The 6,853-nt window shown below is 43.8% G+C and carries 1 protein-coding gene; it reads right to left on the bottom strand.

Annotated features, from left to right (window positions below):
• A partial coding sequence (locus tag Q7J63_RS03145; protein ID WP_304883931.1) for a VCBS repeat-containing protein occupies nucleotides 1-6,676 on the bottom strand: 6,676 nt, incomplete at its 3' end.
• Between the last annotated feature and the right edge of the window lie 177 nt (nucleotides 6,677-6,853).

Raw genomic sequence — 6,853 nt, 5'->3', positions numbered from 1 at the left:
CTGTAACTTGTATTTTCCCGGTTTGTGCTCCAAAACATAAAATATCTACCTTATCCAAAACAGGATTCGGGATGGCTGTCACTTTTATGTCGGCCCTTGAACTGACTGTACAGATCAGTGGATCCGAAATCTCCAAATAATAAATAAAGTCACCGACAGGCAGGTTGTAAACAGTCAATACTCCAGTTGCATCATTGATTCCGAACATCGGACCGGTTTCGCCAGCTACATAATTGTCTTCAATCAGTTCAGTAAGTGCCGCGTCCCTAAACCATTTTTTGGTAGGATTCACGCCACCGGAAATGGTCAGATCTGGGGTCAGTATGGCAGATTCGCCTTCGCAGATGATTGAATTTAAATTATTAGACTGAACGGTAAGAATATTGTCATCGACCAAGGAAAAGGCATTCACTTTTGTAAACACGCAATCATTGGCATCGGTAATAACGATGTCATAATTCCCCAGTGCAAGATCAATGACTGTATAAACCCCAACGGTTTCGGAGAAATTAAAGGTGCTGAGCGGCTGATTGTTAATCGTAATGGTATAGTCTTTTACGCCGCCGGCTACTGAGAATTTAATTATTCCGTCGTTGCTGCCGCAGGTTGGGTCTGTTTTTTCTATTGCGGTAAAAATAAATTCCTCAGGTTGAGAAATAATAATAGTTTGATCGCTAGAACAATCCGTTCCTACTTGCGTGATTTCGATTTCATAAGTCCCCGCAGGATAACCCCTGGTTTCCATTTCGGCTTGCGTGATGGGGGTTTCTCCGTTGATGCTGTAGCGGAAATCCGGATCGCTGTTATCCGTCACTTGAATTTTCCCAGTTTGTGCTCCAAAGCAAAGGATATCTACCTTACTTAAAACTGGGTTGGGTGCTGCATTCACAGTGACATTGACCGATTTCAACTCATCTGTACAAACCACTTTCAGGTAATAAGTATAAACCCCAGCCGGCAGACCTTCAATCAAGAGTGCGTAATCTCCGTCTACTGTATAGTTAACCTGAGGAAAGGTGCCATCTGGTCCATTCTGGATCAAAACAGTTCCTGCAGCATCTTTGTACCAAATCAAATCTGTTGACGAAGCGCCAGAAACCGTTTGGGCGGGTGTAAGCAAGACATCAGGACCTTCACAGATCACCTGGTCGACCAAGACCAAATCAGGCAACGGTTGCTGTGGTACGATAAATTCAAAAATCTCCACACAACCTTTTTCATCAGTCACGACCAAAAAATAGGTGCCAGGAGAAAGGTTTTCCACTGGGGAAAGGGCAGTCCCCACGACCGTACCTGTGGTAGCGTTGTCTTTTCTCCACTCCACCGTAAAATCTCCCCATCCACCGATCACATTTACATTTTGGATGATACCATTGGCTTGACCGCAGGTGGCTCCGATAATCACAACATCATCTTCAAGCGTGATGGGTTCTGTTGGACCAAAAATTTCAATGATTTCTTGATAAGTACATCCGTTTTCAGATCGTACCGCAAGGATATGCGTTCCTATTGCTGTGTTTTCAAAAACATTACTGCTTTGGTATAGACCATTGTCAAGGCTATATTCGATGAGTCCTTCCCCACCGGAAGCATTGACAGTGACGGTTACTCCCTCTCCGAAGCAAACTGCATCGGGCACATCCACAGCTACAATCAATGGCGGTGAAGCGGTGACATTCACTTCTTCAATAATGGGACAGTATAGGTTTCCACTAACCTCCAGGAAATAGGTTCTTTCGGAACCGTTTTTAATACCGGTCACAACAAGATTTTCCCCAACCAACTGATAAGAGACACCTGCATCTGATGGATCCGCTCCTGCTGCAACCTGATTTTGTCCAAGGGCATCATAGAACCATGTCACCGTTCGCGGATTGCCACTGGTATTGATAATCGGTTGGAAGGTGGCAATATCCCCCTCGCAGATTTCCAAATCATCAAGTACAAGCCCAATGGGCAGTTTGGGATCATTTGTCAGCGTGAAAGAATCGGCGATTGGGCAAAAGTTCGCATCGGTCAAAGTAAATGCATAAGCACCTGGAGCAAGACCGCTTTTACTGTAAGTACTTTCGTCAAAATTAGAGATAGTCTCCAAAACCGTAGCCCCTAGTGAAAGAACCAATGTAAAAGGTGCCGTTCCTCCCTGTAAGTCGATGGAATAGGAACCGTTATTGTCCCCACAACTTGGTTGGCCAAGGGTTTGGTTGGATAAAACCAATGGAAGAGGTTCTTCGATAACTAAAGTGACAGTTCCTCCACAATTGGTATCCACATGCCTGAAGCCTATTTCATAAGTTCCTGCAACGAAAGTCAATAATTCCAAAGCAGTCTGACTGATCGCAGTGGCACCATTGACACTGTACTCCAATTTTGGATCCACACCTGCCGTCAGGAATATCTTTCCGGTTTGTTCTCCGTTGCACAGAATGTCTGTTTTGTCAAATTCGGGAACTGGAATTGCAAAGATCGTTACCTCCACAGGTTCCAGGATTGGGCAATAAAGATCGCCACTTACTTCAACGAAGTAGGTTCTGTTTCCTCCATTTTTTAATCCTGTAACGAGGAGATTTTCCCCATCAAGCGCATAAGAAACACCCGCAACCGAAGGATCAACACCAGCGAAAATCTGATCCTGTCCGAGCGCATCGTAAAACCATTTTACCGTTCGCGGATTGCTACTGGTATTGATAATCGGTTGGAAGGTGGCAATATCCCCCTCGCAGATTTCCAAATCATCAAGTACAAGCCCAATGGGCAGTTTGGGATCATTGACTAAGGTAAAGGAGTCGGTGATCGAACAATCTTCCGCATCGGTTACGGTAAAGACGTAATCTCCTGGGGCTAGGCCAGATTTGCTGTAATTGCTTCCGGAAAAATTCGGGATGGTTTCCAAAGGAGTTCCGCCAAGTGAAAGTACCAGGGTAAAAGGCGCTGTTCCCCCTTGGAAATCAATGGCATAGGAACCAGTATTTTCACCACAACTGGGTTGATCGATCACCTGACCTTGTAGCACCAATGGATCCGGTTGGCTAATATCGATAGTGTCAAGGGTAATTTCGCAATTTGTAACCGTGTTGGTGACGGTGATGGCGTAGGATCCTGCAGGTAATCCCGTAAAATCACCAGAAGTATTGGTTGCATTGCTTGGACCAACCAACGAAAAATTAAAAGTCCCCGTGAGCGTATTGGCCAATGAAATGCTTCCATTGGCATCACCAAAACACGAGACATTGACCACTTCAAATTCAGGATCCGGCAAAGGATTCACTTTGATTTTTGTATCCAGCGGAACTTGGTTACAGGTGTTTTCTCCGGAAATCCGAACTTGATAGGCGTATTCTGTAGCGCTGGCAGGCAATCCGGAAATAGTGAGTCTTTTACCATTGTTATCAATGGTGGCGACTCCCCCATCGACGGTTTGTCCAGTAACAATTGGCGTAAATACACCCCCCGCCACTTTTCCCCACTCGTAGGAGGGAACCGCAATGGCCACCCCTGTATTGGTCATGTCCACATCGAAAACAGCTTCTTCCCCGAAACAAATGGCTGCTGCATCCTGAATACTGAAAATCGGATCTTCTTGGGTAATCAAGGAAAAGTTTTGAGGAATGGTACAACCCTTTGAATCAGTGGCGGTCAAAACATAATCACCCCCATCCAATCCATTGATTACGTTTTTCCCATCTATTTCTTCTATCACAAAACCGGTAACAGCAGTTCCGTTTTTGGTAAGTGTATAAGTATAAAATGGAAAGGTAATGGTAGGATTTCCTCCCTGAATATCCCATGAAATGGCTCCGGTAGTCGGTGCACACAAAGGTTCTGTTTGGCTTGGATTCGAGAATTCAAAAAGATCAGGTTCGCCTATGGTAAACTGAAAATCCGCAAGACAGGCCGCTGGCGGGTTTAGGGATGCTTTAACAGTTACATTGTAAATACCGGCAGAAAAAGTCCGAGCCAAAAGTTGGGCGCTCGTGATAAATGTAGCCCCATTGTCCAAACTATAGGAAATATAAGGCTGATCGCCAAGAATTGCAGTAATAACACCGGTGTCCCCGCCAAAACATTTCACCTCGTCCACCTCAAAAAGAATGGTAGGGCTTGGATCCACAGTGACCAAAACCTCCTGGGGTGTTCGATTGGAGCATTCATCCACCAAATAAAATTTGTAAGCAGTTGCTGAGGCAGGCAGATTATCGATCTGAAGACTGAAATCTGGACCAATGGAATAAGTTGCAAGTCCTATTGTACCATCTGTAATCAAAGTGCCATTTGGAGTATCTTTGTACCATTTGACGACTGCATTGTCGACGGATCCTGCGGTAGCGTTGATCACTTCGATAAATATCCCAGCCAAGTCCCCTTCACAAATGGCCTCTGGAGGATCCACCACAAACACCGGCCTAGGAATTACAGGAATTGTAACTGGACCGTCATTAGTACATTCTGGAAAAGCATAATCTCCATTGCTGTCTGGGGGATTGATTATTGCGAATAAAGGTAAAACAGGATTGTCTCCGATACTGCTGTTGATAACGATTGTTTTGGTAAAACTTCCACCGGGAGCCACGATTTGTTCAATAGCAACATTGTCGATTATGGTTGTACCCAATGTAAATTCAATTCTAACCTCAGCCGGCATAACTTCATCACCTGCATTCGAAATAGTAAGTTCAACTTCTATCTGGTTATTTCCGGCATCCAAACACAAAAATTTTGCAGCAAGCAAATCCACCTTGGCATCCATGATGGGGATGCCTGAAGAGAAACAACCCGATTCAGTGAACAATGTTCTCTGAACTAGGAAACTATTGAAGGGTCTTCGATCAGCAATCAAACAACCCTCCGGGTCATATGAAGGGAAAAACATACCTTGCTCCAAACCATGGTCCTGCTGTGGAATTGGGATGCTTAGATCATCATTGACATTGAAACTGAAATAGGCGTACTGGTTCCATACACTTCTTGATGGCGCCCATGGGAATCCATTTGATTTAAAGACCACCAATTTTGCATCCGGTGTTCTTGGGTATCGATTACCAACATCGTATATATTATCTTGAGAATCCGTCACTAAAATATCTGCTTGTCCATCACCGCTCAAATCGGCAACGACTGCACCATCCCCAGCAGTAGATGCCCTCACAGGAATCGTGATAATATTATCCCCATTTCCCCCGATTATCCTTAATAAATTCTCATCTCGATACACCAATTCTTGTTTACCATCTTGATTGAAATCAAACATGGTAATTAGGGTGTGTCCAGATTCATCGTTTGTCACCAAAGCGGGCCATTTCTCCTGTAAAACAGGAGATCCATTGTAATACAGCATGTTCAGCCTCAGCGGGGATGTCACCCCTATTTCGGATTGGCCATTGCCGTCGATATCTCCAATAAATGCGAGTCCGGTATTGAGTGTCGCTTCGTGAAACGCCGGTGACACTTCAGCAGCATCCAAAAGATTTTTTGAGGCTATAAGATTAGCGGTACCTCCTTGAATCGTCCAAACATATACCAATCTTGAATTTGGTACATTTGGTTGCCTTGCCGTAGACACTACGATGTCCAATCGGTTATTGGTTTGATCGATATTGGCAATGGAAGTGAAACCATCTGGAGCTGCAAACCCATTGATATTCAATTGAATAGCATCGACCAGGTTAAAATTTTCATCAATTACATACACTGTGTTGCCACTTACAAGCTCCAAAGTATTGTTTCCCGGAACTACATCCGCTGCGACGGATACGGATTGTGATCCACCGTAAGTGTTTCCTCCCCCAGGCGTGGTAACCATAATGCCCTGACCAAGATTTCCACCATCAAAAACCTTATTGTTGCCTATATTTCCTCCAACATTTGATGTTGCAGGATTTAAAGAAAAAATCTCATTATAGACATACACACTTGGATATGGATTTGCTCCGGTCAAGTCAAAATTGGCAATCCCGGGAGCTGCTCCAGATCTATATTTGACTCCGGGAATAGAACTTTCTGGAACATTTGCACCATATTTTTGAGATGAAATCCACCTATAATTATTGAAATTTGTGCTTAAGTGATCATAGGCGATTAACCGACTTGTCAGTGGAAGTCGATCAACATATTCCGCATCTGTAGGCGCATTTGCCAAGGTAGAAGATGTTGCAACAATTACCAATGGATTGAGATAACCAGGGACTCTTGCAATCAAAAATGGACTTGGCCCTTCGAAATTTAAATCAGGGGTTTCGATTTCCATTTCTTTCACTAAACCACCCGCTCCATCGCCTCCATAAGTGTAGACAATAATATTTCTGGTAACGTACTGTCTTGGTGGATTACCGGTAATCCAATTCCATTCAGGAGTGGTTCCACCAACACCTGGATTTATGGCATTACTTCGCGTATGTTTTAAAATAAGCACCTCCGTTTTTCCATTACCCGGGATGAAGTCTCCGACTATAGGTGTGCCAAAAGTTACTACCGCATCATCAACTGTCCAAGCTGCCCTCCTAATCGTGAAGGGATTGGCATCATACTCTAACGGGAGTGTGCAATTGAACTCTCCAATAAGTTCCCTCCAAGTCCGTGCACCGGGGATGGTTTTGTCCGGGTTTGTTTGTGCGATAACATGGGTGTGCTGAAAGACAAAAAAAAGTAAAATAAAAGGGAGGAGTCGATTAAAATTCATCGTTGGTTGAGAGAGAATCCCTTAAAAGTAGGTCTAATTTCTTTTTTTACAAATAACGGTAGAAATTAATAAAATATCAGTATAAATCTCCCAAAAAGCAGGTTCTGGGTATAAAACCAAAGTTTAGGGCAAAATTGCATCCCTGAAAAACCATTCAAAACAAAGCCAATTTCATTT

The sequence above is a fragment of the Rhodonellum sp. genome (assembly GCF_030656585.1).
In the GTDB taxonomy this organism is placed as follows: Bacteria; Bacteroidota; Bacteroidia; order Cytophagales; family Cyclobacteriaceae; genus Rhodonellum; species Rhodonellum psychrophilum.
This window is presented reverse-complemented; position numbering and strand designations above follow the sequence as displayed.